At 68.2% G+C, this 26,085-nt stretch carries 26 protein-coding genes; 7 read left to right on the forward strand and 19 right to left on the reverse strand.

Annotation, left to right across the window (positions count from 1 at the left end; genetic code table 11):
- Window positions 1-167: 167 nt before the first annotated feature.
- The 4 genes from ASE22_RS10410 to ASE22_RS10425 form a co-directional block, all read right to left on the reverse strand.
- Entirely contained in the window at window positions 168-1,685 is a 1,518-nt protein-coding gene (locus tag ASE22_RS10410; protein WP_056358421.1) for a SulP family inorganic anion transporter, read from the reverse strand.
- Window positions 1,682-2,374: a carbonic anhydrase gene (locus tag ASE22_RS10415; protein ID WP_056358422.1), complete on the reverse strand. Its 693-nt coding sequence runs from the start codon at window positions 2,372-2,374 to the stop codon at window positions 1,682-1,684. Before ASE22_RS10415 ends, ASE22_RS10410 begins: the two co-directional genes overlap by 4 nt.
- A 139-nt stretch (window positions 2,375-2,513) precedes the next feature.
- Complete coding sequence (locus ASE22_RS10420) at window positions 2,514-3,836, reverse strand: ATP-binding protein (protein WP_056358825.1); 1,323 nt, start codon at window positions 3,834-3,836, stop codon at window positions 2,514-2,516.
- An 8-nt stretch (window positions 3,837-3,844) separates the two neighbouring features.
- Window positions 3,845-4,555, reverse strand: a complete 711-nt coding sequence (locus ASE22_RS10425; RefSeq protein WP_056358424.1) for a response regulator transcription factor — start codon at window positions 4,553-4,555, stop codon at window positions 3,845-3,847.
- Between the two features lie 233 nt (window positions 4,556-4,788).
- Here ASE22_RS10425 and ASE22_RS10430 point away from each other — a divergent pair, with 233 nt between their 5' ends.
- On the forward strand, window positions 4,789-5,064 hold the full coding sequence (locus ASE22_RS10430; protein WP_235536214.1) for a hypothetical protein: 276 nt from the start codon (window positions 4,789-4,791) through the stop codon (window positions 5,062-5,064).
- 102 nt (window positions 5,065-5,166) lie between these two features.
- Here the strand turns inward: ASE22_RS10430 and ASE22_RS10435 are convergent, their stop codons facing one another.
- From ASE22_RS10435 to ASE22_RS10465, 7 genes are all read right to left on the reverse strand, one after another.
- Complete coding sequence (locus tag ASE22_RS10435) at window positions 5,167-6,741, reverse strand: long-chain fatty acid--CoA ligase (protein ID WP_056358425.1); 1,575 nt, start codon at window positions 6,739-6,741, stop codon at window positions 5,167-5,169.
- Window positions 6,742-6,879: 138 nt separating this feature from the next.
- The gene (locus ASE22_RS10440) at window positions 6,880-7,314 is read right to left on the reverse strand and encodes an SRPBCC family protein (protein WP_056358427.1); all 435 of its coding nucleotides are present in this window, start codon (window positions 7,312-7,314) and stop codon (window positions 6,880-6,882) included.
- Between the two features lie 11 nt (window positions 7,315-7,325).
- Window positions 7,326-8,378, reverse strand: coding sequence for a Rieske 2Fe-2S domain-containing protein (locus ASE22_RS10445; RefSeq protein ID WP_056358430.1), 1,053 nt, complete (start codon window positions 8,376-8,378; stop codon window positions 7,326-7,328).
- Between the two features lie 11 nt (window positions 8,379-8,389).
- Window positions 8,390-10,483 carry a TonB-dependent receptor gene (locus ASE22_RS10450; RefSeq protein ID WP_056358433.1) on the reverse strand — a complete coding sequence of 698 codons (2,094 nt, stop codon included), beginning with the start codon at window positions 10,481-10,483 and terminating at the stop codon, window positions 8,390-8,392.
- A 138-nt stretch (window positions 10,484-10,621) separates the two neighbouring features.
- Complete coding sequence (locus ASE22_RS10455; protein ID WP_056358436.1) at window positions 10,622-10,819, reverse strand: hypothetical protein; 198 nt, start codon at window positions 10,817-10,819, stop codon at window positions 10,622-10,624.
- 285 nt (window positions 10,820-11,104) lie between these two features.
- Window positions 11,105-12,568, reverse strand: coding sequence for a L,D-transpeptidase family protein (locus ASE22_RS10460; RefSeq protein WP_056358439.1), 1,464 nt, complete (start codon window positions 12,566-12,568; stop codon window positions 11,105-11,107).
- A 434-nt stretch (window positions 12,569-13,002) separates the two neighbouring features.
- Window positions 13,003-15,663 (reverse strand): LuxR C-terminal-related transcriptional regulator, encoded by a 2,661-nt coding sequence (locus ASE22_RS10465; protein ID WP_056358831.1) that lies wholly within the window; start codon window positions 15,661-15,663, stop codon window positions 13,003-13,005.
- 110 nt (window positions 15,664-15,773) lie between these two features.
- Here ASE22_RS10465 and ASE22_RS10470 point away from each other — a divergent pair, with 110 nt between their 5' ends.
- Window positions 15,774-16,457 (forward strand): type 1 glutamine amidotransferase domain-containing protein, encoded by a 684-nt coding sequence (locus tag ASE22_RS10470; protein ID WP_056358451.1) that lies wholly within the window; start codon window positions 15,774-15,776, stop codon window positions 16,455-16,457.
- A gap of 22 nt (window positions 16,458-16,479) precedes the next feature.
- On the opposite strand, the gene ASE22_RS10475 is transcribed toward ASE22_RS10470, so the two are convergent.
- Window positions 16,480-17,340, reverse strand: a complete 861-nt coding sequence (locus ASE22_RS10475) for an acyl-CoA thioesterase (protein WP_235536212.1) — start codon at window positions 17,338-17,340, stop codon at window positions 16,480-16,482.
- Window positions 17,341-17,418: 78 nt separating this feature from the next.
- On the opposite strand from ASE22_RS10475, the gene ASE22_RS10480 reads away from it, so the two are divergent.
- On the forward strand, window positions 17,419-17,934 hold the full coding sequence (locus ASE22_RS10480) for a MaoC family dehydratase (protein WP_056358463.1): 516 nt from the start codon (window positions 17,419-17,421) through the stop codon (window positions 17,932-17,934).
- On the opposite strand, the gene ASE22_RS10485 is transcribed toward ASE22_RS10480, so the two are convergent.
- Genes ASE22_RS10485 through ASE22_RS10500 form a run of 4 tightly spaced genes read right to left on the reverse strand, consistent with a single transcriptional unit; the run spans window position 17,880 to window position 21,229 of the window.
- Window positions 17,880-18,512 carry an FMN-dependent NADH-azoreductase gene (locus tag ASE22_RS10485; RefSeq protein WP_056358466.1) on the reverse strand — a complete coding sequence of 211 codons (633 nt, stop codon included), beginning with the start codon at window positions 18,510-18,512 and terminating at the stop codon, window positions 17,880-17,882. The genes ASE22_RS10480 and ASE22_RS10485 overlap by 55 nt on opposite strands.
- The gene (locus tag ASE22_RS10490) at window positions 18,512-18,823 is read right to left on the reverse strand and encodes a Rieske (2Fe-2S) protein (protein ID WP_056358469.1); all 312 of its coding nucleotides are present in this window, start codon (window positions 18,821-18,823) and stop codon (window positions 18,512-18,514) included. Before ASE22_RS10490 ends, ASE22_RS10485 begins: the two co-directional genes overlap by 1 nt.
- Entirely contained in the window at window positions 18,823-19,983 is a 1,161-nt protein-coding gene (locus ASE22_RS10495) for an acyl-CoA dehydrogenase family protein (protein ID WP_056358471.1), read from the reverse strand. The genes ASE22_RS10490 and ASE22_RS10495 overlap by 1 nt, the downstream gene beginning before the upstream one ends.
- Before the next feature lie 25 nt (window positions 19,984-20,008).
- On the reverse strand, window positions 20,009-21,229 hold the full coding sequence (locus ASE22_RS10500) for an aromatic ring-hydroxylating oxygenase subunit alpha (RefSeq protein WP_056358474.1): 1,221 nt from the start codon (window positions 21,227-21,229) through the stop codon (window positions 20,009-20,011).
- 71 nt (window positions 21,230-21,300) lie between these two features.
- Between ASE22_RS10500 and ASE22_RS10505 the strand changes: the two genes are divergently transcribed.
- Together ASE22_RS10505 and ASE22_RS10510 are read left to right on the forward strand one after the other, a co-directional pair.
- On the forward strand, window positions 21,301-22,140 hold the full coding sequence (locus tag ASE22_RS10505; protein ID WP_056358477.1) for a sugar phosphate isomerase/epimerase family protein: 840 nt from the start codon (window positions 21,301-21,303) through the stop codon (window positions 22,138-22,140).
- Complete coding sequence (locus tag ASE22_RS10510) at window positions 22,137-22,661, forward strand: VOC family protein (RefSeq protein WP_056358480.1); 525 nt, start codon at window positions 22,137-22,139, stop codon at window positions 22,659-22,661. The genes ASE22_RS10505 and ASE22_RS10510 overlap by 4 nt, the downstream gene beginning before the upstream one ends.
- 136 nt (window positions 22,662-22,797) lie before the next feature.
- Here ASE22_RS10510 and ASE22_RS10515 read toward each other — a convergent pair whose 3' ends face one another.
- From ASE22_RS10515 to ASE22_RS26765, 3 genes are read right to left on the reverse strand one after another with little or no spacing between them, the layout of a single operon-like run.
- Window positions 22,798-23,271, reverse strand: a complete 474-nt coding sequence (locus ASE22_RS10515; RefSeq protein ID WP_056358483.1) for a VOC family protein — start codon at window positions 23,269-23,271, stop codon at window positions 22,798-22,800.
- The gene (locus ASE22_RS10520; RefSeq protein ID WP_056358484.1) at window positions 23,268-24,071 is read right to left on the reverse strand and encodes an SDR family oxidoreductase; all 804 of its coding nucleotides are present in this window, start codon (window positions 24,069-24,071) and stop codon (window positions 23,268-23,270) included. Before ASE22_RS10520 ends, ASE22_RS10515 begins: the two co-directional genes overlap by 4 nt.
- Before the next feature lie 21 nt (window positions 24,072-24,092).
- On the reverse strand, window positions 24,093-24,287 hold the full coding sequence (locus tag ASE22_RS26765; RefSeq protein WP_156397484.1) for a hypothetical protein: 195 nt from the start codon (window positions 24,285-24,287) through the stop codon (window positions 24,093-24,095).
- Between ASE22_RS26765 and ASE22_RS10525 the strand changes: the two genes are divergently transcribed.
- Together ASE22_RS10525 and ASE22_RS10530 are read left to right on the forward strand one after the other, a co-directional pair.
- Window positions 24,271-25,191 (forward strand): SDR family oxidoreductase, encoded by a 921-nt coding sequence (locus ASE22_RS10525; protein WP_056358488.1) that lies wholly within the window; start codon window positions 24,271-24,273, stop codon window positions 25,189-25,191. The genes ASE22_RS26765 and ASE22_RS10525 overlap by 17 nt on opposite strands.
- 24 nt (window positions 25,192-25,215) lie before the next feature.
- The gene (locus tag ASE22_RS10530) at window positions 25,216-26,001 is read left to right on the forward strand and encodes an SDR family oxidoreductase (RefSeq protein ID WP_056358491.1); all 786 of its coding nucleotides are present in this window, start codon (window positions 25,216-25,218) and stop codon (window positions 25,999-26,001) included.
- Window positions 26,002-26,085 lie beyond the last annotated feature (84 nt).

A 26,085-nucleotide genomic window follows, 5' to 3' on the forward strand; every position in this document is an offset into this window, starting at 1 on the left:
CCTGCGCTTCCTCTGATCGGGTCGCGTCATGATCGACGCGGCCATTATGATGATGGGAGTTTCAGCCCACCGTTTCCCTACGGTTACAAATCATTGCTGCGATCCGGCGTCACGCCCTAAGGGGTAGAAGCGTGACGCCGGTGCAACACCTGACCATTGGGGGTCGGTCAGGCTGCAATCTTCCGAAGCTGGTCGGCCTCGCCGTCGAGATTGACCTGATTGCCTCCGGAACGGCGGCGCTGGATCCATTCGCCCAGCATCTCCGCCGAACTGTGATCGATCGCCGGTACCTGACGCATATCCAGACGGACCTTGCGGCCGCCCGGGATCGCCTCGAGCGCCTTGAGCAGCTTGGGCAGCGTCAGGAAGGTCGCCGCGCCCTCGAGGCGGATCTCGCTCTGCTCGTCGCCATGGGTCTCGTCGACGCGCAGGCGCAGGCGGCGGACATGGGGCACCAGTTCGAGCAGCGAGAGACCGAGGCCGACGAGCACGCCGGTCAGCAGGTCGGTCGCCACGACCATCACGAAGGTCGCCACCCAGATCACCACCGGCAGCACCCCGTGATGGTGGAACAGATGGCGGACGTGCGCCACCGACACCAGCCGCCAGCCGGTGACGACGAGGATGCCCGCGAGCGACGCCATCGGGATCTCGCGCAGCAGCCAGGGCAGCAGCGCGACGAAGGCGAGCAGCCAGGCGCCATGCATGATCGCCGAGAGACGGGTCATCGCGCCGGCCTGGACGTTGGCCGAGCTGCGGACGATGACGCCCGTCATCGGCAGCGCGCCGGCGAAGCCGCACAGCATGTTGCCGACGCCCTGCGCGCGCAGCTCCTTGTCATAGTCGGTGCGGACGCCGTCATGCATCCGATCGACCGCCGCCGCGGAGAGCAGCGTCTCGGCGCTGGCGATGAAAGCGATCGCGACCGCGGTGACGAGCAGCGCCGGCTCGAACATCTGGCCCAGGAAGTTTTGGCCCGGCGGCACGATGGCCGCCACGATCGAAGACGGAACCTCGACCCGCGTGATCGCGAGGCCGAAGCCCCAGGCGACCATCGTGCCGACGAGCACGCCGATCAGCGCGCCCGGCACCAGCTTCATCGAAGCGGGCCGCAGCTTCTCCCACGCCAGCATCGCGCCGATCGTGACCAGGCCGATCGCGAAGGCCAGTTCGGCCGCCGCGACGTTGGTCGTCGACAGGCCGAGCAGCCGCGCCGGCATCGCCGCGAGGTTGGAGAGCCCGTTGGGCAGCGGCTTGGCGTCGAACAGCACGTGGAACTGGCCGACGACGATCAGTGCGCCGATGCCGGCGAGCATGCCGTGGACCACCGCGGGCGAGATCGCGCGGAACCAGCCGCCGAGCTTGAACACCCCGGCGACGATCTGGATCAGTCCGGCGAGCGCCAGGATCGGGCCGAGCGCCGCCATGCCATGGTCGCGGACCAGTTCGAACACGATCACCGCGAGGCCCGCCGCCGGGCCGCTGACCTGCAGCGGGGAGCCGGCGAGCGCCCCGACGACGAGACCGCCGATGATACCGGTGATCAGGCCTTTTTCCGGGGGGACGCCCGACGCGATCGCGATGCCCATGCAGAGCGGCAATGCGACGAGGAATACGACGATCGACGCCGTGAAATCCCGGGAGAAACTCCCGGGAAGCAGGCTGGCCAGGCGCCCGGAAATCATTCGGCGGCCTCATGAAGCACGTCGGCGGCCAGGCGCGAAGCGGCGGGCAGCGCGACCGGCAGCGGACGATCCGCGTCGAGCGCGAGGAAGCGGCCGGTCTCGCCGTCGAGGGCGAGCACCTCGCCGGCATGGATGTCGAAATACCAGCCGTGGAGCGCGAGGTCGCCGCGCGCGATCGCGGCGGCGACCGACGGGTGGGTGCGCAGATGCGCGAGCTGGCCGACGACGTTCTCGAGCGCGAGGACGCGCACGCGATCATTGTCGGAAACGCCCGCATAGGCCTCTTCCGCGACCTTCTGGGCGGCATGCGAATGGCGCAGCCAGGCGGCGACGTTGGGCATGCCGTCGAGCGAACCGGGGCTGCAGAGCGCCTTCATCGCGCCGCAGTCGGAATGGCCGCAGACGATGATGTCGCGCACGCCGAGCACCATCACCGCATATTCGACGGTCGACGAGACGCCGCCATTGGCCTGCGAATAGGGCGGGACGATGTTGCCGGCGTTGCGGCAGACGAACAGGTCGCCGGGGGCGGCCTGGACCAGATATTCGGGGACGACACGCGAATCCGCGCAGGAGATCATCAGCGCCTTGGGACTCTGCCCGTCCCGGGCAAGCTTCCCGTAGAGGTCGCTGTTGCTGGTGAAGACATGCTCCTGGAAGCTGAATACGCGACCGATCAGCTCGTTCATCTTGGACTCCTGAGATTATGGCCATTGGGCCAGCATCATGGACTCCGGAAATAGGCGGGCGATTTTTCCGCGGCGCAGCGCCACTGTAAAAAATCATTGCTGCACTTGCACTTCGCCGTTCGAGGGCGTCGGCCGGCCGTTACCGGGGCGGCGCGGCGGGGCCCGCGATGGGCAGCTCGATCTCGGCGCACAGGCCGCCGGTCGGCCGGTTGGCCAGGTGCAGCTTGCCGGCATGGGCCTGGACGATCCGCTCGACGATGGCGAGGCCGAGCCCGAGCCCTTCGGTGTTGCGCCCGCGCGCGCTGTCGAGCCGGACGAAGGGTTGCCGCGCGTCGTCGAGCCGGGACTCGGGGATGCCGGGCCCGTCGTCGAGCACGCGCAGGATCGCGCGGTCGCCGCGCTGCTCGACCTGGACCACGACGGTCTTGCCATGCCGCAACGCGTTGGTGACGAGATTGTCGAGCGCGCGCTTCATGTCGTAGAGGCGGAGATAGGCGTCGAGATGCTCGGGGCCTTCGTAGCGGATACCATGCCCCTCGTCGGCGGCATCGTCGACCCGGGTCGCGGCCATCACGGCCAGGTCGGACCGCACGACCGGCTCGTCGCTGTCGCCCCCGCCGAGGAAGGCGAGCAGCGAGGCGATCATCGTCTCCATCTCGACCGCGTCGCGCCGCATGGCATCGCGCGCGGGGGCGTCGCCGATCATGTCGATGCGCAGCCGCAGCCGGGCGATCGGGGTCCGAAGATCGTGGCCGACCGCGGCGAGCGCCTGGGTCCGGTCGGCGATCAGCCGCTGGATGCGGTCCTGCATGGCGTTGAAGGCCCGGATGACGCGCAGCACTTCGCCGGTTCCGATCTCGGGCAGGATCACCCGGTCGCCATAGCCATAGCGTTCGGCGGCCTGGGCGAGCATGCGCACCGGCTTGAGGGTGTTGCGGATCAGCAGGCTGCCGATCACCAGCAACGCCATCGCCGGCACCAGCGCCAGCACCACGCGGCCGAGCGCTAGGTCCCAGTCGCCGCCGACATCGCGGGTGCCGAAATGGATCCAGGTGCCGTCGGGCAGGGTCATCCCGCCGACGACCATCGAATTGAGCCCCGGCGACTTGAGCCGCAGCCGCATGTTCGAATCGTTGAGCGACGGTTCCCAGGAGACGATCTGTTCGCGCATCTCGCGCAGCTGGGCCCCCGTGGGCGGCGGCGGCGGGGCCGTCGGGCTCCAGCGGACGTCGTAGCGGTCGGTGGTCAGCAGCGAGGCCATCATCGCCCGCTCGCGCAGCGGACGCTCGGCGATCAGCTTGCGGGTGATGACCAGATGCTCGGCCAGCCGGTGCGCCTCGTCCTCGCGCAGCGAGAACTGGCTCGCGCGCTCGTAGAGCAGGGTGCTGGTGCAGAACTCGACCGTCACGGTGAGCAGCAGGATGACGAGGATTCGTCCGACCAGCCCCAGGGACGGACGCACCAGATGGATCAAGCGCGCGTGACCTCGGCGTTGAACATGTAGCCGACGCCGCGGACGGTGGTAATCGGCGCGTCGCCGCCCTCGCCCTGGAGCTTGCGGCGCAGCCGGCTGACCAGCACGTCGATGCTGCGATCGGAGGAATCGCCGAGGCGCGTGCGCGACAGTTCGATCAGCCGCTCGCGGGCGATCACCCGCTGGGCATTGTGGAGGAAGCTCGACAGCAGGTCGAACTCGGCGCCGGTCAGGTCGACAACCGCACCAGTCGGCGAGGTGAGCTCGCGGCGGGGGAAATTGACCTGCCAGCCGTCGAAGCGCGCCTCGTTGCGGCGGCTCTGCTCGCTCTGGCGGTCCATCCCGCCGCGGCGCAGCACGGCCCGGACCCGCGCCATCAGCTCGCGCGTGCCGAACGGCTTGGCGAGATAGTCGTCGGCGCCGATCTCCAGCCCGATGACGCGGTCGGTCTCGCTGCCCTTGGCGCTGATGAAGATGATCGGGACGTCGCTCTTCTGCCGGACCTGGCGGCACAGCTCGATGCCGTTCGTGCCCGGGAGCATGATGTCCAATATGATCAGGTCGATCGGCTCGGCGTTGAAGGCGATCCACATTTCGGGACCGGTCGCCGCCGGCCGCACGATATAGCCGTTCTCCTGCAGCGCGCGGGCCGTGAGGACGCGGAGCGACGGATCATCTTCGACCAACAATATGGTACTCGACGTCACGATGGCAGCCTCGATACGGGGTATTACGCTCCGCAACTATGTACCCGCATGGGGTGCGTCAACTGCTGCGGTGCGCAAAAAATGTCGCGCGATTAACGCAGCAATCCTTTGAAATGTTCAGGCAACCGCCAGGATAGATTGGCCTTCGGCGCCAGACATGATTTCTTACAGGATCGCGACCCGGGAGCAATGCCGGACACCTAGCTCCATCAACCATCCGTTTTTGGAGATTGATGATGCGTCTTGCCCTGTCCGCCGTTTCGCTGGCCATCCTGGCCGCCGCGCCGCTCTCGGCCGCCGACCTTCGCACGACCCACCAGGAGATCGCGGTCCCGCCGGGCAAGCTGCACGCCAAGGCCTTCCGCCCGATCACGCCGCAGCCCTGCGCCACGGCCCGCGCCAACCCGTCGGCCAACCCGTCCGGCAGCCGCGTGGCCGCGACATTGCCGGCGCGCGGCACCGCCGGCTGCCTGACCGAAGCGGCCGAAAAGGTCGCCCTGGCGGACTGACGCCGTTCCCCCCGCCGCCCGCGGGTCCCCGTGCGGCGGCCGAAGCGAGCCCGTCTCCGCCCCGAGCGGGCTCGCTTCCTTTGTCCTTCGGTCGCCGGCGCGTCACGACGCCCGCAGACGGCCGCGATAGGCCGTCCGCAGCGCGCGCTTGTCGATCTTGCCCGTCGGGCCGAGCGGCATGGCATCGACCCGGACGATCGCGTCGGGCACCCACCAGCGCGGAACCGCGCCGTCGAACGGCTCCAGCAGCGCGGCATCGCCGCAATCCATTCCCGCGCGGAGCTGGACGACCAGCAACGGCCTTTCGCCCCAGCGGTCGCAATCGGCGGCGATCACCGCGCAATGCGCGACCGCCGGGTGCTCGGCAGCGATCGCCTCGAGCCCCTGCGAGCTGATCCATTCGCCCCCCGACTTGACGACGTCCTTGTCGCGATCGGTGATGTGAAGGAAGCCGTGGCGGTCGATCACCGCGACGTCGCCGGTCTCGAACCAGCCTTCCGCGTCGGTGGCCGGACCCTCGCGCCCGAAATAGCGGCCGACCGTGGCCGCGCCGCGCGCGAGCAGCCGGCCCGGCACCTCCGGCCCGGCGGCGGGATCGTCGGTCACGATCTTGAGATCGACCCCGAGCGGCGGACGCCCCTGCGACATCAGCACGCGCCGGCGCTCCTCCGGATCCAGCCCGGCGACGGCGGCGTTCGGCGTGGAGACGCTGCCGAGCGGGGACAATTCGGTCATCCCCCAGGCGTGGCGCACCTCGACCCCATATTGGTCGACGAGGCGCCGCTGCATCGACGGCGGACAGGCCGCCCCGCCGATCACCACCCGCCGCAGCGGCTCGAGGTCGCCGCCATCACGATCGAGATGGTCGAGCAGCCCCTGCCAGACGGTCGGCACCGCCGCCGACGTCGTCACCCCCTCCTCGCGGATCAGCCGGTGGATGCTGGCGCCGTCCAGCCGGGGGCCCGGCATCACCAGCTTCGCGCCGACCGCCGGGGCGGCGAAGGCGATGCCCCATGCGTTGGCGTGGAACATCGGCACGATCGGCAGCACGCTGTCGACCCCGGCGAGGCCGAATATGTCGGGCTGGATGATCGTCAGCGTGTGGAGGAAGTTCGAGCGGTGGGTGTAGAGCACGCCCTTGGGATCGCCCGTGGTCCCCGATGTATAGCATAGCCCGGCGGGCTGGTCCTCGCCGAAGCCGCCCCATGTCGCAGGGCGGTGTGCCTCGACCAGCTCGTCGGTCCCGCCCTCGCCGAGCACGACGATCCCCTCGATCGTCGGACACAGCGCCTGCACCGCCTGCGCCAGCGGCAGCAGCGCGGCGTCGACCAGCAGCAGCCGGTCACCGGCATCGCGCGCGACCCAGGCGAGCTGCTCGGCGTTCATCCGCAGGTTGAGCGTGTGGCAGACCGCGCCGATCCCCATGATCGCATACCAGGCCTCGAAATGCGGCACCGTGTTCCAGCCGAGCGTGCCGACCCGGTCGCCGCGACCGATGCCGCGCGCGATCAATGCCGCCGACAGCCGCCGCGCACGATCGCCGCATTCGGCATAGGTCCGCCGGACCATCGTCCCGTCGGCCGCCGCGCCGACCACCATCTGGTCGGGATGCCACCGCTCGGCATGGACCATTATCCGGTCCAGGGTCAGCGGCCAGTCGAGCATCGATCCGTTCATGCCATCCTCTCCGCTCCCGTCGCGCTACGCGCGCGATCGGGGTTCGACGGACAGGCTGCATCAATCATGGCATCCGGGCAACAGGCCAGGGCGGCCGGGCAGGTCGCCGGCACCGCAACCGGCGGTCGCGATGCCGCTTCAGGCGCCTATGGCGGCCCGGACATTGTCGAAATATTTCCCGATGTTTCCGCGCGACAGGCCGCACAGTTCCTCGGCCCTGGTCGGGTCGAGCGGGAAGAAGCGGGTGCGGACGACCAGGATGCAGGCATCGGGCCCGGCCGGGGTCACCGTGATCCGCCCGCCATAGTCGGCCCAGGGCAGCGGGCCGTAGTCGACCATGTCATAGGCGATCGCGCGCTCGGTGTTGTCGAGCTCCACCAGCCGCTCGACCACCGCGCCGCCGCCGATCGACGGATCGAGGTGATAGGTGCGGCGCGCGCCGATCCCCGAGCCCGATGCCTCGACCCGCGCGACATAGCCCCTGGTCAGGACATTGCCGCCGAAATCCCCGACCAGGGCCCAGACCGCGTCGGCCGGCGCCTCGATCCGCTGTGCGACTGCCACCGATTCCATGGGTCCGTTCCTTATCGGATGTAATCCGCGCCGGGATGCGCGCGCGGATAGGTTTTCAGATAGTCGACGAAGCGCCCCAGCGACTTGTCGTTGCGGGTGAACATGCCGCGCGTGAAGCGGATCGTGTTGAGGATCTCGACGTCCTGGTCGACCACCGCGATCTCCAACGCCTGGGCGAAGTCGAGCGTCTCCTGCACCCGCGCATCGTCCTCGGGCGTGCCGTCCGACTTCTGCGTGGCGATCACGAAATAGCTGCGCAGCGTGCCCGGCCGGTGGATTCCGCACGGATAGAGGAAGGCGAACCAGCGCCCGTTCACGCTGCCCATCTGGTAGAAGATGTTCGATCCGCGAATGCCGACCTTATATTCGATCGCCGCGCCATTCTCCTTGAAATGGCCGCGCAGGTCGTAGTCGTAGCCATAGTCGTGCCAGGTGATGTCGCTGGTCGCGTCGCCATGGATTTCGATGCCGTGGACGACGTTGATATGGTTGAAGTCCGACGTGTTGCACATGAACACCCACGGATCGGCCAGCAGGTCGAGGTGCGGGATGTCGCTGTGAAAGGCCAGTTCCTCGTCGGGGAAGCCCAGTTCGGGCAGGTCGAACAGCGGCTCGGTGCCGTTGAACGCCCAGATCAGGCCGAAGCGTTCCTGTACCGGATAGCGGAAGACCTTCATCCCCTCGACGATCTTGTCGCCGGTCGGGGTGCGGCTGCACTTGCCGCCCATGTCGAACGACCAGTGGTGGAAGGCGCAGACGAGCTGGTCCCCCGCCACCTTGCCGATCGACAGGTCGGCGCCATTGTGCGGGCAATAGGCGCTGACCACGTTCGGCGTGCCGTCCTCGGCCCGGTAGACCGCGACCCGCCCGTCGAGGAAGTTGCGGCCCAGCACCGCGCCGGGCGCCACCTCGGTCGACCGGCACAGCGGGAACCAGCTCTGCGTGAACAGGTCGTTGTCGCCCTCATAGGTGACGCCCCGGCCATGGCGGCGACGGTCGACGAGCTGGGTCGCCGCCGTCTGGCCATGCAGGAAATCCTCGAGATCGCGCACGTGGGTGGTCATGGACGGTCCCGTCAGAAGTTGAGCGTCGCGGAGACGCCGTAGCGTCGCGGCTGGCCGGGGTAGCGGATGTCGGATGCGCCGGCCGAGAACTCCTTGGCGAAGAACTCCTCGGTGTAGCGTTCCTTGAACAGGTTGGTCGCGTAGACTCCGATCGAATAGGCGCCCGCGTCCCAGGTCAGCCGGGCGTTGACCAGGTGGACGGCATCCTGCTTGTCGGCATTGTCGATATGCCAGTAATTGCCCGTCCGGCCCGAATAATCGACCCGCGCGACGATGCCCTGATCGTCGCCCACCGGGATCCGATACTGGCCGAAGGCGGTGGTGGACCAGCGATAGGTCAGCGGCACCTTGTTGCCGCGAAAGCGGGCGGTGCCGTCGAAATCCTTGATCTTGGTATCGATGAAGCCCAGCGACGCGCCGACCTGCAGGTTGCGCACCGGCCGCGCCTGCGCCTCCAGCTCGAAGCCGTAGATGTCGGTCTTGTCGACGTTGACGATGCCCTGGTCGGCGACGTTCAGGATGAAGACCTGCTGGTCCTTGTACTTCATGTAGAAGGCGGCGGCGTTCAGCGTCAGCTTGCGGTCGAGCAGGCTGTTCTTGGTGCCCACCTCCAGCGTGTCGGCGACTTCCGGATTGTAGATCGCCGGGAACACCGCGTTGGGCGGGTTGAAGCCGCCGCTGCGGAAGCCGCGCGCCGCCGTCGCATACACCATGTTGTCGCGCGAGAAGCTGAATTTGATCGAGACCTTCGGCTGCCATTCGTCGAAGGTCGCCTTGCGCTTCGGCCCCGGCACCAGCCGGTTCGTCTGTTCGCGCCTGTCATGGTCGTAGCGCAGCGCGCCGGTCAGTTCGAGCGCGTCGGTGACGCTGTAGTTGAGCTGGCCGTAGACCGCCTTGGTCAGGATGTCCTCGGTCGCGCGGGCGGCGGGGAGCTGGAAATAGGCCGACAGCGGCAGGCCCGACGCGGTCGGATCGGGCGAGATCAGGACGACCGTGTCGACGCTGCGCTTCGCGTCGAGCAGATAGGCGCCCGCGGTCCAGCGCAGCTTCTGGTCGGACGGCGACGCCAGGCGGAACTCCTGGGTGAAGCTTTCGTAGCGGCGCAGCTGGGTCGCGCCGAGGATCGACTGCGGGAACCATTCGAGGTCCTCGCTCAGGTCGATCTTGGTCTTGTTGAACGCACTGATCGAGCTGAAGGTGAAGGGATCGAAGGCATAATCGACCTTCAGCGATCCGTCCTTCACCGTGCGCGGGCTCCGGCCCAGCACGTCGGCCTGGATCGGCACGCTGGTGTTGTTCGGCTGGCCGTCCGGCAGCGGGATATAATAGGACGCGCCCGCCTTCAGGTCGCCATAGGCGCCGCGCAGGTCGATCGTCAGCCGGTCTGTCGGCGTGATCAGCAGGCGGCCGCGCAGGTTGAGGTCCTCGACGAAGTCGACCTTGCGGTCGAGCGTGACGTTCCGGAACACGCCGTCGAACTTGCGATAGTCGCCGGCGATACGGAACAGCACCAGGTCGGGGACCAGCGCGCCGCTCAGCGTGCCCGACAGGCGGCGGTCGTCGCCATTGGCATAGTCGAGCGAGACGCGGCCCTGCAATGCGTTGGTCGGGCGCTTCGTGGTGATGTTGATCGCACCGCCGATCGCGTTGCGGCCATAGAGCGCGCCCTGTGGGCCCTTGAGCACCTCGATCTGGTCGAGGTCGAGCAGCGCCTGCTTGATCATGTCGGTCGAGGTCATCTGCACCCCGTCGATCACCAGCGCGACCGGCGCCTCGCCGTTGCGGACCTGGCCGATGCCGCGGATGTTGATCGCGACCGTGCCCGCATCCTGCGAGTCGACCAGCGAGATGTTCGGCATCAGGTTGGTTACGTCGTCGATGCTGCGAATGCCGGCTTCCTGGATCGTCTTCGCCGAGAAGGCGGTGATCGAGTCAGGCACCTGCTGCAGGCTCTCCGCGCGCTGGCGCGCGGTGACGACGATGTCGTTGCCGTCGGCGGCGGCGTCCGTGGTGGCGGCGGCATCCTGCGCCAGGGCGGCTGTCCCGGCGAACAGACAGGCGGTGCCAAGCAGGCTCGTCGCCAGCATGCGGGTCTTCAAAGTCATCTCCACGTCCCCCTCGATATGCGGTCGTCGGTCGCGCCGGGCTCTCGCTGGTCCGTACGCTTCGGGTAGAAGGCTAGGGGGGAGGAGCCGTCCTCGTATATCGGTAGAAAAGGTGGAGCGGGAAGGTGGAGGCGCGGGTCAGGCGGCGATCGCCCGCCGGCCCAGCGCGATCGTGACGCCGCCCAGCAGCAGCGCACCGGCGATGTGCATCGGGAAATCGACCGCCTGAAGCTCGACCGGATGGCACAGCGCCAGCAAGGCTAAGGCCAGGAACGCCGCGCCGCCGCCCGCCTTCGCCAGCGAGAAGGCGAAGGGCCTGCCCCTCCAGCGCCGCATTCGATTGGATCGCCGGCGCCTTCACCCTGTGGCAACGCCGCCACGGAAGGTGCGTCCACCTCCACCATCATTCCCGCCGCCGGAAACGCGGCCATGGTCCGGGTGAATTTCATCGATCGTTGCTCCTGCCGTGGGCCGGAGGACACGGGCGATCTCGCATCCTCCAGCCCGGGGTTCGCCGGAGCTCAGGGAAAACTTGTGGTGGCGATGAGTGCAGGCGTGTTTATGTCTGCCCCCACCCGAGCGGCATGATCGTCGAGCGTGGCTGGGAGCCCGACAGATTCCTCAAGGGCCGACATCGCCGCCGCCGCCGCGCAGGCGGTGCATCGTCGCGGCGGAGAAGCCCAGCGCCTTGGCCACCCGATCGTCCCAGCCATAGGGATCGGATCGCACGACGGCATTGCCGCCCTCGTCGATCAGGACGGTCTGGTACATCAGCCGCACGGGAATCTGGCGCGGCAGCTTCACGAAAGTCTCGTCGCCGGTCGCGCGCGCCTTGCGCCATGCATCGAGAACGCCTTCGTCCCGCGCGATCATCTCGGCGAAGCCCAGCGCATCCTCCACCCGCACGCAGCCATGGCTGCGCTGGCGCTGCGCCTCGCTGAACAGGGCCTTCGCCGGCGTATCGTGCAGATAGATGCTATGCTCGTTCTGCATGTCGAACTTGACCAGGCCGAGCGAGTTCTTCGGCCCTGATTTCTGGACGACCCAGCCGTCCTTCCACGTCATGTTGTTGCGGCGCAGATAGTCGCCGCCCTTGCCCTCGATCTCCTTGCGCTGGATCGATCGCGGCACCGTCCACGTCGGATTGGCGACCAGGCGGAAGATCGGCGACTGGAGCTGCGGGGTTTCGGTGTCGGGCTCCCCCACCACCACCCTGCGGCTGTCGACGATCCGGCCGTCCCGCCAATAGGTCAGGCGCGCCGCCGCGATGTTGACGTCGATGCGGGTCTCCGGTGGCTGACGATCCAGCCAGCGCAGCCGCTCCATCGCTACCGCGATCATCCGGGCGCGGTCGCCGTCGGACAGGTTCAATATCTCCAGAGCGTCGCCGCCGATGATTCCGTCGGGCTTGATCCCGTAATCCGCCTGCATCCGGCGCACCGCCTTCACCAGGGTCGGATCATAGACCTGCCCCGAAGATCCACCGCGATCCGCGCCACCATCCAGATAGCCGAGCGCACCGAGTTGCCGCGCGATCGCGGGGATGCGGGGATCGGACGATCCCGGCTCCAGCGGCTTCGCGCGCTCGGGAATGACGGGAACGGCAGGAGCGGTGGGCGCGGCAGCACCCTGCCCGGCCCCGCCCTTGACGATCGCCAGATAGGCCTTCGAAAGCTGCCGATACCCTTCGTCCTGCGGCGCCAGGCTGTCGAGCCACTGGCCGACCGCATTCTTCGCCAGCGCCGCCGCCAGCCCCTTGCGCAGATCGGGCGCAGGACGCTTCAGCGTATAGACCTCATGCAGCGCCGCCGGATCGCTGACGCCCGACGACAGCGCGCCCGCGAGGCGCAACGCCTGTGCGGTCAGCGCCGCCGCATCGTCCCCCGGCGCCGGAAAGGCGATATGATCGAGGCCATGCGCGGCCCGCCCCGCGACCCGTTCGGCCAGTTCGCGCCGTGCGGACGAAGCCCACTCCGCCGTATCGAGCGACGCGGCGGAAATGTCGGTCTGCGATGATGATTTGCTGCAGGCGGAAAGGGACAGGGACAGGACGGCAAGGGATACGGCGATCGCCACTTTACGCACACGGGACTCCTCAAGGCTTCAAGCAGTTAACGCCGCCGAGCGTGATCGGGTCCCATGGCTGCGCGTCGAGGCTTCGAGCGGTTAGGCGTTCGCCCGAACAGATGACCTTCGGCTATATTGCCGGCCATCCTCTCGGAAAGCATATTCCCGATCGTCGAGATCGGGGCCGGTCATCAGGCGGGCGGCAGCGGAGACGGGGGCTTGCAATGTAGGATGCCGCTTGCTGCTGTCGCGCCATGCGCGCAGCGACCCCGACAGCGACGGATGATCCCGGCCGGATGGCCCCGCCCAGACCCTCGCAAAAAACCGCACCCGCGCAAAAAACCGGACCCGCGCAAAAAGAAAAAAATAAAAAAACGCGCACACAACCCCATGCACCCGGAAAAGCATTCGCAATAAGCCGATTGCGGCCGCCCGTCCGGGCCGCCTCCTGCCTAGATCAGGCGCAGGGTCCGCGCGGCCGAAATGGCGCGGGAGCGCGTCGCGACGTTCAGCTTGCGATAGATGTTGATGCGGTGCGTCTTGATCGTGCTTTCGGCGATGCCCAGGCTGCGGGCCATCTCCTTGCTCGACAGGCCGTCGGCCAGCCCGCGCAGCACGTCAACCTCGCGTGGGGTGACGATGATGTCGCTGGCAGCCGGCGGGATCGCGGTGCCGTTGCGACGCGCGGCGGGCGTGTTCTGGCGCAGCCGCGCGACGACGCTGCGCTGGCTCGGCTCGAACAGGTGCAACGCCTCCTCGCACGCCTCCAGCACCATCGGCAGCAGCGCGCCGAATTGCGAGACGATGCCGATCAGCCCCTCGCTCTCGGCCGCCTCCAGCGCCAGGCGGAAGGCGTGGGCAGCCTCGGTCCGGCGCCGGTCCGACGCGGCCGCGGCGGCGCGCAGGATATTCATCTCGATGTCGAGCGCGACCGATCCCGCCTCCGCCACATCGGCGTCGAGCGCGGCCATCAGCGCATCGTCGCGGCGCCCGCCCTGCAGCGCGCAGGCGAGCAGCGCGACCCGGTAGTCGCAGAACAGCCGCCGGTCGCGCTCGCGGAACATCGCGGTCGGCTCGCCCAGTTCGGCCAGCAGCGGCGCGGCCAGTTCGGTCCGGTCCATCCCCAGCAACATGCGCGCGCGCAGCAGGTCGAGCTGGTAGCGCAGGCGCGGCAGCCCGCGCCTCTCGGCGGTCTCCCGGCCACGGTGGATCACCTGCTCGGCCTCGGTCAGGTTGCCCGTCCGCACCGCCAGCCAGGCCTGGGTCGCATAGGCCGCGACGAACACCTCGTGCCAGCCCTCGCTCACCTCGATCACCGGCACCGCCGATTCGAGCAGTTCGGTCGCGGTCGACAGATTGCCCGACAGGTAGAGCGTGTAGGCGAGCAGCGAGATCGCGACCGCGACCTGCGCGCTGCCCTCGCCGAAATGGCGGTTGGCCAGTTCGAAGCTGCGCCGGAAACACAGCTCGGCCTCGCGCCGCCGCCCGGTCCGCATCTGCGACAGACCCAGATATTGATAGGCATAGACTTCGAGCAGCGGCAGCTGGTGCGACCGCGCCAGCTTCAGCGCCTTCTCGCCATGCACGCGGCACCAGATGTCGTCGCCCCGGTCGAAGCTGGCCAGGCAGGACAGGTGGTGGAGCAGCACCCGCAGGGTCGGGTCGTGCCCCTCGTTCGCCAGCTGCCGTTCGAGGAAGCGGCCATAGGCGTCCGGGATCGGCCGATCCTCGTAGATATGCGCGACGACGTCGTTGCACAGCATCTCGCTGGCGAGGCCGGGGTCGGTCGCCTCGACCCGGTCGAGCGGCAGCACCGCCAGCAGATGGTCGAGCACCGCGCGCGCCTCGGGCAGCCGCCCGCTCTGCGCCGCATAATAGGCCCGGCCGAGGGTCACGCGGGGGAAGTCGGCGGCCGAGACCTGGTCGATCTCGTCGACATGGCGCAGCAGCGCGAGGCCGCCTCGGATCGCCATCCGCCAGCCGCCCGCGGCCTCCATGATCGCGGTCGCCGCCGTCCGGTCGGCAACCCGCGCGGCATGGCCCAGCGCCTCGGGCAACAGGTTCTCGCCCGCCAGCCACGCGGCGGCGCGCAGGTGGAGGTCGTCGAGCCGCGAAGGGGCGCCGCGGGCCAGCGTGTCGTAGAGGAACTCGCGCAGCAGCGGGTGGAAGCGGTACCAGACGCCGTCGTCGTCGAGCGGAGTCACCAGCAGGTTGCGGCGGCGCATCTGGTCGAGCATCTCGGCGCTGTCGCCGCGCCCGGAAATGGCGTCGCCCAGCCCGGTGCAGATCCGCTCGGCGATCGAGGTTTCCAGCAGGAATTGCTGCGCATCGCTCGACAGGCCGGAAAAGACCTGTTCGGCCAGATAGTCGGCCAGGTCGGTCGAGCGGCGGGTGAGGTGCTCCAGCGTGTCGACCTGGTCGCGCCCGGCCAGCCACAGCCGAAGCAATTGCAGCGCGGCGGGCCAGCCCTGGGTCCGCTCGATCAGTTCGCCCCAGTCGACTTTGCCCGACTCGCCGCCGAGGAAGCTGAGCGCCTCGCTGTCGGAAAAGCGGATGTCGTTCTGTTCGAGCAGCAGCAATTGCCCGCGCACCCGCAGGCTCGCCATCGCGATCTCGGGCAGGCCGCGCATCGCCATGATGATCGCGGCGTGGTTCGGCATCCGCTCGATCACATAGTCGAGGAAGCGGTTCGTCGCGGGGGAGGCGATGCGGTGATAATCGTCGATGATCAGCCGGACCGGCTCCTCGCTCGCCTCCAGCGCGACGACGATCGCGCGGGCGGCGGCTTCGGCGGCGAGGCCGGGCAGGCCGGCGTCGATCGCCTCCTGCGAATAGGGCAGCGGCAGCCCGGCGCGGTGGAGCGCCGCCATCAGATAGGCGAAGAACTGGTCGCTCTCGAACTTCGAATCGTCGACGCTGTACCAGGCGACCGCGACGTCCTCGCCGCGCCAGCCGGCATAGCATTGGCTCAACAGGGTCGTCTTGCCGTAGCCGGCGGGCGCCGACAGCACGGTCAGCCGCTCGCTCGCGCCGGTGATCCGCCCGACCAGCGCGACGCGCCACAGCAAATCGATCGTCCTGTTCGGCGGAGCCAATTTGGTGCGGATCAGCATCGACCGATAATGCCACAAGCACCGCGCGCTCCTATCCACCTAATTGGTGGATTGTCGCGAAGGCCACCGCCCGCCACCCCGGACGCTCCATTTTTTGAGGGCGTATCGCGATGACCAAGACCATCCTGTTCGTGCTGACCGGCCAGGCCGAGTTCGGCGACACCGGGGCGAAGACGGGCGTCTGGCTGGAGGAGCTCGCGACGCCGTACCGGCTGCTCGACAAGGCCGGTTACGAAATCCTGTTCGGCACCCCCGGCGGCGCCCCCGCCCCGCTCGATCCGGCCAGCCTGGAGGAGCCCTGGCTGCTGCCCGCCGGCCACTGGTTCCTCGGCCAGCCCACCGCGATGGCCAAGCTGGAAAAGCCCGTCGACCTCGCCGAGGTGGACGCCGGCCGGCTTGCCGCGATCTTCCTGGTCGGCGGCACCGGCACGCTGTGGGATTTTCCCGGCAGCCGCGCGCTCGGCCAGCTCGCGACCGACCTGCATGCGGCGGGCAAGCCGGTCGCGGCGATCTGCCACGGCGTCGTCGGCCTGATGACCGCGACCGCCGCCGACGGCGCGCCGCTGGTCAAGGGCAAGGCGATCACCTGTTTCAGCAACGAGGAGGAGGCGATGCTAGAATATGACAAGCTCGTCCCGCTGCTCGCCGAAACCGCGCTGGTCGAGCAGGGCGCCAATTACCGCCGCGCCGCGCCGTTCGAGCCGATGGTGGTCGAGGACGGCAACCTGATCACCGGCCAGAACCCCGCGAGCGCGGAGCCGCTGGCGGCGGCCCTGCTCGAGCGGCTGGGATAAGGCATGGGCGTCGAGGCAGCGATCAGGCCTTCAGCCGGATCAACCCCTCCTGCGCGACCGAGGCGACCACCCGGCCGTCCTGCGCGAAGATGGTGCCCCGGCCCAGCGTCCGGGCCCCGCCGGCAAAGGGGCTGTCCATCGTGTAGAGCAGCCATTCGTCGGCGCGGAAGGGCTGGTGGAACCACAGGGCGTGGTCGAGGCTGACGTCCTGCAGGCCGTGATCGGACCAGCTGATACCGAGCGGCAACAGGCCGGTGTGCATGATGTAGAGATCGGACGCATAGGCCAGCATCCGCTGGTGCTCGTCCGGCGCGTCGCCCAGCCGGTCGCGGATGCGGAACCAGAAGGAGCGCCGCGGCGGCGCCTTGGGCGGGCTGACCGTGTGGAAGGGCTCGACCGCGCGAAAGTCGATGCCGATGTCGCGATCCCAGAAGACCACGCGGTGCGGCGGCATGTCGGGCAGCGCGGCGGCGATCGTCTCGTCCTGCGCCGGCAGATCGAGCGGGCCGGGGACGTCGGGCATCGCGGCCTGCTGCACCGGCCCCTCCTCGGGGTCGTGGAAGGACGCGGACAGCGTCAGGATCAGGTCGTCCCCCTGGCGCGCCTCGACCCGGCGGGCGGAGAAGCTGCGGCCGTCGGTGTCGCGGGTCACGCGGAAGTCGATCGGCGCGTCGGTCCGGCCGGCGCGGACGAAATAGGCGTGGCAGCTGTGCGCGGACCGCCCTTCCCGCACGGTCCGCTGCGCCGCCGCCAGCGCCTGGGCGAGCACCTGCCCGCCGAACAGCCGGAACAGCGGTCCGCCGCTCGCAGGCACGCGCAGCACGCCGGCATCGCGCTCCTCGAAGCGGAAGAGATCGGCGAAGCGATCGAGGGGTGCGTCCACATAGGCCTCCTGTTTGCCGTTCCCCCTTGGCAAAGATGGGGCGTCCGGGGAAACTGCATTTCGAGCAGGAGACGATCGATGACCGACAGCAGCGCCCCCTTCCTCGCCGTCCGGCCCACCCGATGCTTCGAGGACCTCGCGGTCGGCGAGGCGCGCCGTTCGGCCCCGCGGCTCGTCACCGAGGCGGAGATCCTGGCCTTTGCCCGCCAATGGGACCCGCAATGGTTCCACAGCGACGCCGACCTCGCCCGCGAATCGGTGTTCGGCGAGGTCGTCGCCAGCGGCATCCACACCCTCGCGCTGTGGCGGCAGATGGATCATGAGATCAATTCCGACATCGATTTCGTCTGCGGCGTGGGCTGGGACGAGGTGCGGATGAAGAAGGCGGTGCGCGCGGGCGACAGCATCCACGTCACCTCGGAGATCGTCGAGCTCCGCCCGTCCGCCTCGCGCACCGATCGCGGCACCGCCATCACCCGCTATGCCGTCGTCAACCAGCGCGGCGAGGAGGCGGTGAGCTTCCTGAGCATCAACCTGGTCTACACCCGCGACGGCAGGGACAGGCGGGCCAGCAGCGCGTCGGCATCGGCATAGGCGCGCGCCATCGCCGCCTCGACGCCGGCCGCGTCGCCATAGGTCGGCCGGACATGGAGCGTGTCGATATCGGTCACGCCGATGAAGCCGAGCCAGGCCTCGAGATAGGCGATCTGGAAATCATAAGCGGCCATCGGCCCGTCCGGCCGTATGTCGAGCGCGCCCGAGGCGACCAGGATCGCCTTGCGCCCCGCCGCCAGCCCTTCGCCCTGCCCGTCGACGACCCGGAAGGCCATGCCGGGCTGGGTGATCAGGTCGATATAGTGCTTGAGGCGGTAGGGGATGCCGAAGTTCCACATCGGCACGGTCAGGATCCAGCCGTCGAACGACAGGAAATGCGCGATCCGCCGTTCGATGTCCGCCCAGTCGGCACGCACGGCGCCATCGACGGGTTCGCCCGCGACCAGCGCATAGCGGCCCTCGATGGCGGCGCCGTCGAACGCCGGCAGGTCGGCGTCGAACAGGGCGAGCCGCTCGATATCATGCCCCGTCAGCCCGGCGATCAGGCGGTCGGCGACCATATTCGACCGCGAGCGGGGACCGCGCGGGCTAGCGTCGATATGGAGCAGCCGGGCCATCAGTCGGGCAGGTCGACGATCACCTCGTCCCCCTCGACGCTGACCGGGTAGACGGCGATCGGCTTCTTCGTCAGGGTTCCGTTGGGCGCGCCCGTCCGCAGGTCGAAGCGGACGCCGTGGAGCGGGCAGAAGATATGCGGCCCCTTGACCTTGCCGCCCTCGAGGCCGGCGAGTTGGTGGCTGCACCGATTCTCGACCGCGAAAATCCCGGCGGCGCTGCGGCACAACAGCACCGACGCGCCGCCCGCGTCGAACGCCTTGTTGCCGTTCTCGGGAAGCTCGGCGAGGGCGGCGACCCTGTGCCGGGCCATCAGCGCCTCTGGTCGAAGCGGCGGCCGAGCATGGCGGAGGCGATATTGACCTTCTGGATGTCGATCGCGCCGCCGGCGATGCCCCAGCCCCAGCTGTCGCGCAGCCGCCGTTCCATCGGGAAGTCCTTCGAATAGCCATAGGCGCCCATCAGCTGGACGGCGTCGCCCGCTACCTCGCGCGCGATCGAGTTGGCGAAGCATTTCGCGGTCGAGCTGTCGAGGATCGACGGCAGCCCGTCCTCGGCATTGGCCGCCGCGCGCCAGATCAGCAGGCGGGCGGCATCGACCTTCATGTGCATCTCCGCGAGCTTGAGCTGCACCGCCTGGAACTCGACGATCGGCTTGCCGAACTGCCGACGCTCCTGGACATAGTCGGTGACGTCCTCGAGCGCGCCCGACGCCTGGCCAAGCGCCATGGTGGCGTTACCGCAGCGTTCGAGGTCGAAGGTCTCCATCAGCTTCTTGAAGCCGCCGGCGGGCACGACGATATTGTCGAGCGGTATCTCGACATCGTCGAAATTGAGGTCGGCCGACGGCACGCCGCGAAAGCCCATCAGCTGCTCGTTGGGGCCGAAGCTGAAGCCCGGCCTGTCCTTCTCGACCAGCACGGCGCCGATCGCCTTGGGGCCGGGATCGTCCGACAGGCGGCAATAGACGAGATAGGCGTCGGCATGGCCGCCGCCCGAGCACCAGCGCTTGGTGCCGTTGACGACGAGCGTGTCGCCCTTGACGACGCCTTTCGTCTTGAGGTCGGTCAGCGCCGAACCGGCATCGGGTTCCGACATGCCGATCGCGACCACCATCTCGCCCGCGCAGACGGCGGGGACGATGCGCTGCTTTAGGCTGTCCGAGGCGAAATGCTCGATCGCCCGCACCGGGCCGACCGAGGATTCGAAGATCGGGAAGGCGACCGCCGAGGAGATCTTGGCGAACTCCTCCAGCACGATCAGCGCCTCGAGATTGCCGAGGCCGAGGCCGCCCAGCGCCTCCGGCACGTTGATGCCGAGGAAGCCCATCTCCGCATAGCGGCGCACCAGCGCATGGCTGGGCGGCGTGTTGTCGCGCTCGCACTCCGCGGCAATCGCCGGCAATTCGGCGCGCGCGAAGCTGCGGGCCGCCTCACGCAATTCCTCCTGCTCGGACGTGAGCCTGAAATCCATGCCTCTCCCCTGAACGATCGATCGATTAACGCGTCACCCAGTCGTGCAGCACCTGCTCGACCCGGGCCTCGGGCGGCACCTGGTTGAGCCCGATGCGGCGATCGAGCTCCTCGTGCCAATGATAGATGCGCCGCTCCTGATAGTTGAGCGGCATGCCGCGAAACCCGTCGCTTTCGAGCGACTCCTGGATCTGCGGAGCATATTGGAGATCCTCGTAGAGGATGCGCTCCCAGTTGCCGATCCGCTTCTCCCACATCGGATTCGGGTTTTCCGGGTCATGGTCGGGCCCGATCCAGCTCGACACGACGCGGGACGAGCGCGGCCCGGTCGGCCAGAACTGGAGCAGCGGGATGCCGCTGTCCGAGGGCGGCATCACGAAGTTCGGATAGATGTGGTAGCTGACATTATTGTTCGCCGGCAGGTCGGTGACGGTGTCGATCTTCGGCATGCCGATCGTCCCCGGATCCTTCCAGTCGGGACGGCTGTTCGGAGTCACCATCCGGCTGTGTCCGTTGGGCCACAGGGTCACGATCATGCCGCGATGGTCGAGGAAACGGTCGACCGTGTGCTGGTGGATCGACTTGATGTGATAGACCTCGAGAAAGGCGTCGAGCAGCACCTTCACATTGCAGCCGACCTCATAGCTGCGGCTGTCGACGAGGCGGAGCCTGTCGAGCTGATACTGGTCGAGTTCCTTCGCCATCGGCCCGATATGGTCGATCAGCGGCTGGGCCTCCGGATCCTCATTGAGGAAGATCAGGTTGCCGAGCGTCTCGCAGCGGACCGAAACGAGCGAGCGGCACGCAAAATCGAGATCGACGAAGTCGCGCCGGTCGCGCACCGCGGTCAGCTTGCCGTCGAGCGTATAGCTCCAGCCATGATAGCCGCAGACGAAGCCGCGCGCCTCGCCGGCCTCCTCGGCCACCAGCGGCGCACCGCGATGCTGGCAGGTGTTGAAGAAGGCCCGGATGCCGCCCTGCAGGTCGCGGACGACGATGACCGGCGCGCCGGTGTTGCGAGTCAGGAACCAGGACCCGGGCGAGGGCAGCTGGTCGGCATGGCCCGCATAGAGCCAGGCCCGCTTCCACATACGATCCTTTTCGAGCGCGAGGAAGTCCGGGTCGACATAGCGGCGGCCGGGAATGTCGGGCAGCTTCGGGAAGCCCTCGGGCGCGGCCTTGCGGCCCCGCTCATAATCCATCCGAGCATATTCCTTCTCGGCGCTGTCGTGGCTGATGGCGTCCATCGATCCCGTCCCGTCGGTCCTTCGTCCCTCGCGATTGACTCGCCCTATCACAGCTGCGCATAAAAACAATCATGAATGATTTTTTATTGAACCCGCCCCGGCTGTCGCTTCACCACCTGACGGCGCTCGACGCCTCGCCGGCCGAACTGATCGCGATCGCGGGGCAACTGGGCTGTGACCATGTCTGCCTGTTCACCCATGTTCCCGACGCGATAGCACAGCTTTTCCCCTGCGTGACCGAAGGGGACGTGCCCGCCGTGTCGGCGGCGCTCGACGCGGCCGGCGTGTCGCTGTGCAACCTGGAAGTCTTCCCGCTCGATCGCGATCCCGACTGGGCGGGCTTCGAACGCTCGCTCGCGGTCGGCCAGGCGCTCGGCGCGACCCGGGCGACGGTGCACATCCACGATGTCGACGACCATACGGGTGCGGCGATGCTGGCGCGTTTCTGCGATCTCGCCGGCGGCTTCGGCATCATTGCGGGCCTCGAGTTCAACGGCTTCTCGGCGGTGCGCACGCTGCCCCAGGCGGCGGCGATCCTGCGCGCGGCCGACAGGCCCAATGCTGCAATGGTGTGCGATATGCTGCACCTCGTACGCAACGGCTGCGGCCCCGGCGACGTGGCGACCGAACGGGACCTGATCGGCTATCTGCAAATCTGCGACGGACCGCTGGAGCGTGACGAAAGCGAGGTCTGGCACGAGGCGATCCGCGAGCGCGGCGTGCCGGGCACCGGCGAATTCCCGATCGCCGCCGCGCTCGCCGCGCTGCGGCCGGACACGATCGTCGACGTCGAGGTACCGCAGCATGCCGCGCGCAAGGCGGGGGAGACGCCGCTCGACCGCGCTCGCCGCGCGGTCGAGGCATCGCGCGCGCTGGTCGCCGCCCATATGCCACATGAGGCCGCGCGATGAGTTTCCAGCCGCAGATCATCCAATATGCCTGGGTAGTGCCCGACCTGGCCGAAGCCGCGCGCCGCTGGCATGCAGCCACGGGCATCGGGCCCTTCCTGGTCAACCGCGACCTCAAGCTCGACGAACCGCGCTATCGCGGCCGGCCGAGCAGCACCCGGTTCTCGACTGCGGTCGCGCAGCATGGCGACGTCCAGATCGAACTGGTCGAACAGCTCGACGACAGCGCCTCGGCCTATCGCGACACGGTGGCGGCCGGCACGACCGGCTTCCACCATATCGCCTTCATCGCCGCCGACTTCGCCGCCGACCTCGCGCATTACACCGACCAGGGTTTCGCGGTGGCCGCGGACGGGCTGTTCGGGCCGATGCGCTACGCCTATGTCGACACCTCGGCGACACTCGGCCACATGATCGAGATCGTCGAGGACAAGCCCGGCATCCGCGCCTTCTTCGCCGCGGTGCGCAAGGCCGCCGAGCGGTGGGATCGCGATCCGGCGACGCTGCTGCGCGAACTGGGGTAGCAACTTCCCCCTTTCCCGTCATTCCAGCGAGAGCCGGAATCGCCTTGCCGTTGGCATTGCGATCGCCGGCAGACCGAAGAAGAGAAGGGAGATCCCGACGTTCGCCGGGATGACGAGCAAAGCGGAGCGGGGCCCCTCAAGCCGGCAGCGAGACCGCCCGCTCGAACCCGAAGCCGCAGCCCTCGTCGACGATCTGGAGCAGTTCCACGACATTGCCGTCGCAATCGCGGCCATAGGTGGCGCGGGTCGCCGCCGTTCCGCCGGGCGGGCCGTTGAACACCATGCCGAGCGTCTTGAGCCGTTCATATTCGGCGAAGACGTCGTCGCAATAGAGACAGAGATGGATCAGGCCATGGTCGCACATGCGCGGACGAACGGCCTGCCCCGCCGGCGACGCATATTCGAACGCCTCGACATAGAGATTGCCCAGCCGCAGCATCTGGTAGCGGGCGGCGCTGTCCTTCAGGCCGACCATCGTGTCGACCCGATCGTTTCCCCGCTCCCATGCGCCGCCGCCGCAGCGTTCGAAACCGTACCAGCGCTCGTAATGATCGACGAAGCGGTCGAGATCGGGTGTCGAGATCGCGAGATGATGGACGCCGCGGATCATGTCCGGGGTGCCGCGGCGCGCGCGGCCTGCACCGCCGCGACGATCTCGGCGTTGCGCGGGTTGCGGCGCAGGGTCAGCCCACCGTTCACCTGCAGGGTCTGGCCGGTCATGAAGCAGGCGTCCGACGCCAGCCAGGCGACCGCCTCGGCGATATCCTCGCTCGTCCCGACCCGTCCGAGCGGATATTCCTTCGCGAAGGTCTCGATGATCGCCGGGTTGCGGCCGGCCCTGGCGGTCATCGGCGTGACCGTGAAACCCGGCGCCACCGAATTGGCGCGGATGCCGCGATGGCCGAACTCGTTGGCGATGCAGCGGACGACATGATCGGCACCGGCCTTGGTGCCCATATAGGCGGCATGGTCCTCGAGCATGATCGTCGCGGTGGCCGAGGAGATCTGGATCAGCGATCCGCCGTCGCGCATTGCCCGCAGCATCGCCTGGTAGAACAGGATGGCGCCGGTGAACTGCAGCGCGGCGAGCTTCTCGATCTCCTCCTTGGTGGTGTCGAGGAACGGCTTGAGCAGGCCCCAGCCGGTCGCGTTGACGGCGATGTCGATGCCGCCGAAGCGGTCGACAGCCGCCTGGGCCAGTCGCGCCAGGTCATCCTCGCTGGTCAGGTCGCACCGCGCGACCGCGAGGCCGCCCAGTTCGTCGGCGAGTTGCTGAAGCGAGCCGGGGTCGCGCCCGGCCACGACGAGTCGCGCGCCGTCCGCCGCGAGACGTCGGGCGATCGACTGCGCCATATTATCCTTGCCCGCCGCCCCGATCACTACCGCGACCTTGCCTTCTAGACTCGCCATCCGATCGTCTCCTCTCCGCCCTCAATAAAAACAGGCATGAATGCCTTTTTCAAGGCCGATCAACGGCCTATCTTTTTCCAGCCGAATGCGCGCCACCTCGGCGCGTTTCGGGAAAAGATGGTGCGCAACAAAAAAGACATTTGTGATTGTTTTCTGGATTGGCGATGCTAAGCCATGGGTCGAGGAGCCTGAACGATCAATGGATGCAAGCAGCACCCCGCCCGGCGGACATACCCGCCCCGACCCCAACGACCCCACCCGGCCCAAACGTGGGCTGACGTCCGACGATCTGGCGACGCATGACACCGTGTTCCGGCCCGACCTGCTGGCCGGGCACCGCATCCTGATCACCGGCGGCGGAAGCGGCATGGGCAAGGCAGCCGCCTTCCTTGCCGCGCGGCTGGGGGCAGAGGTCGCGATCTGCGGGCGCAACCCCGAGAAGCTGGCGACCACCCGGGACCAGATCCATGCGGCCACCGGCCGAGAGATCCTGATCGAGCAGATGACGATCCGCGACCCCGACGCCTGTGAGGCGTTGATCGGCCGGATCCACGACCGCTTCGGCGGCCTCGACACCGTCGTCAACAATGCCGGCGGCCAGTTCCCGCAGGACGCGATCGACTTCAGCCGCAAGGGCTGGCTGGCGGTCATCGACACCAATCTCAACGGCACCTGGTGGGTGATGCAGGAGGCCGCCAAGCGCTGGCGCGAGACCGGCACGCCGGGCCACGTCATCAACATCGTCGCCAATGTCGAACGCGGCATGCCGCAGGCAGCACATACCTGCGCCGCGCGCGCGGGGGTGATCTACCTGTCCAAGACCGTCGCCACCGAATGGGCGCCGTTCAACATCCGGGTAAACTGCATCGGGCCGGGCGTGATCGAGACCGAGGGTTTCGGCGTCTACCCCGAGGAGGCGCTGGTCCGTTTCCACAAGGCCAATCCGATGAAGACGCGCGGCAATGCCTGGGACGTGGCCGAGGCGATCGCCTACCTCGCCTCCCCGGCCGGGCGCTTCGTCAACGGCGATCTCATGATCATCGACGGCGGCCAGGCCCAGTGGGGCGTGATCTGGCCCGGCGGCATGCCCGACTATTTCGACGAGAGCGGCGCGGCCTGACCGCCATCGGCAACGGAGAGGGATATGACACAGGATCGCGGCAGCGGAGCGGCTGGGCGGGTAGCCGGTAAGGTCGCGCTCGTCACCGGCGGCGGATCGGGGCTCGGCAAGGCCGACTGCGAGGCGCTGGCCCGCGAGGGTGCGACGGTCGTCGTCACCGACGTGCGGATCGAGCCGGCGCTGACGGTGGCCGACGCGATCGGCAACGGCGCGCTCGCGCTGGCGCTGGACGTCGCTTCCGAGGATCAGTGGATCGCGACGATCAGGGCGATCGAAGAGCGATTCGGCCGGCTCGACATCCTCGTCAACAATGCCGGCGTGGTGCTGTCGGCCGATGTCGAGGACACGACGCTCGAACAATTCCGCTTCGTCAACGCGGTGATGAGCGAGGGCGTCTTCCTCGGCTGCAAATATGCCATTCCGCTGATGAACCGCAACGACGGCGGCTCGATCATCAACATGTCGTCGACCGGCGCGCTGCTCGGCTATCCGATCTACCTCGCCTATTCGGCCGCCAAGGGCGCGGTGCGGTCGATGACCAAGTCGATCGCGGTGATGTGCCAGGAGAAGGGCTACAGGATCCGTTGCAACTCGGTGCATCCCGGCGCGATCGAGACGCCGATGGTGCAGGAGGCCGAGGGACGGCCAGGCCAGGAACAGGCGGTGCCAAAGGGCGTGCTGCCGCCCGGCGCCAAGGGCGCGCCCGAGGATGTGGCCGCGATGGTGGTCTTCCTCGCCTCGGACGAATCGCGCTTCGTGAACGGGGCCGAGCTGGTGGTCGACAATGGGGTGACGATCCGGCCGTTCTGAGACGGCTGGCTCGGTATAACCGTCATCGAGCGTTTGCGATGACGATGGTTTCGCATGGCGGGAACGAGTGGCGCATGAAGGCCA

Origin of the sequence: Sphingomonas sp. Root720, from assembly GCF_001428605.1 — a bacterium.
Classification (GTDB): Bacteria; Pseudomonadota; Alphaproteobacteria; order Sphingomonadales; family Sphingomonadaceae; genus Rhizorhabdus.